General features: G+C 63.0%; 1 protein-coding gene. It reads left to right on the forward strand.

Translation table 11 applies throughout. From position 1 onward, the window contains the following. On the forward strand, positions 1-987 hold a 987-nt coding region (locus QSJ18_RS20095), incomplete at its 5' end, for an ISL3 family transposase (RefSeq protein WP_286328425.1). Between the last annotated feature and the right edge of the window lie 13 nt (positions 988-1,000).

Below are 1,000 nucleotides of genomic sequence, written 5' to 3' on the forward strand. Positions count from 1 at the left end.
CGCCGCACCACCGCATGGATTCTGCGGCGGATGATTCTAGACAAGATGAGCGTGAAAGCCGTCGCCGCATCGGTCGGGTTGGGGTGGAACACCGTCAACACCCTGGCTCTTGATGCAGCGCGCACCCTGGCGTCGTCCCCGGCACGCCTGGACGGTGTGCGGGTCCTCGGGGTAGATGAACACAAGTGGAAACATGTTCGCGGTCAGGGTGATTCGAGTTTTGTCACTGTGCTCGTCGACCTGACGCCACTGGTCGAGGGCACCGGGTCTGCACGATTGTTGGACATGGTGCCCGGCCGCTCCAAAGCCGCGTTGAAGGGCTGGCTCGACGCCCGCGACGACGCATTTCGGGACCGGATTCGGGTGGTCACGATGGACGGATTCTCCGGCTACCGCACCGCGACCGCCGAGGCCCTCCTCAAGGCGCGCGCGGTGATGGATCCGTTCCATGTCGTGTATCTGGCGGCGGACAAACTCACCGTGTGTCGGCAACGTGTGCAACAGGATACGTGCGGGCATCGTGGTCGCACCGGTGATCCGCTCTACGGTATCCGTCGGCCGTTGCTGACGCGTATCGCGTTGTTGACCGACAAGCAGAAAGCCCGCCTACGCGCCGGCCTGGATGCTCGTGAGGAACATGTGGCTGTATCGGTCACCTACGCCGTCTATCAGGAGCTGATCGACGCCTACGGTCAGCCGAACAAGCGAGAAGGGAAGATCGCGATGTACAAGCTGCTCAAACGGATTCATTCCGGTGTTCCGGCCGGGCTGGCCGAACTGGCCCAACTTGGCCGATCCTTGTGGGCCCGACGCGCGGAGATCCTGGCCTACTTCGACACCGGCGCCTCCAACGGACCCGTCGAAGCCATCAACGGACGCCTCGAACACCTCCGCGGCATTGCCCTCGGCTTCCGCAACCTCACCCACTACATCTTGCGGTCACTCATCCACTCAGGCGGCCTCGCAGAACGACTCCACGCACTCTAAATCAGGAAGAGCC

The sequence above is a fragment of the Gordonia heveisoli genome, assembly GCF_030315745.1.
In the GTDB taxonomy this organism is placed as follows: Bacteria; Actinomycetota; Actinomycetes; order Mycobacteriales; family Mycobacteriaceae; genus Gordonia.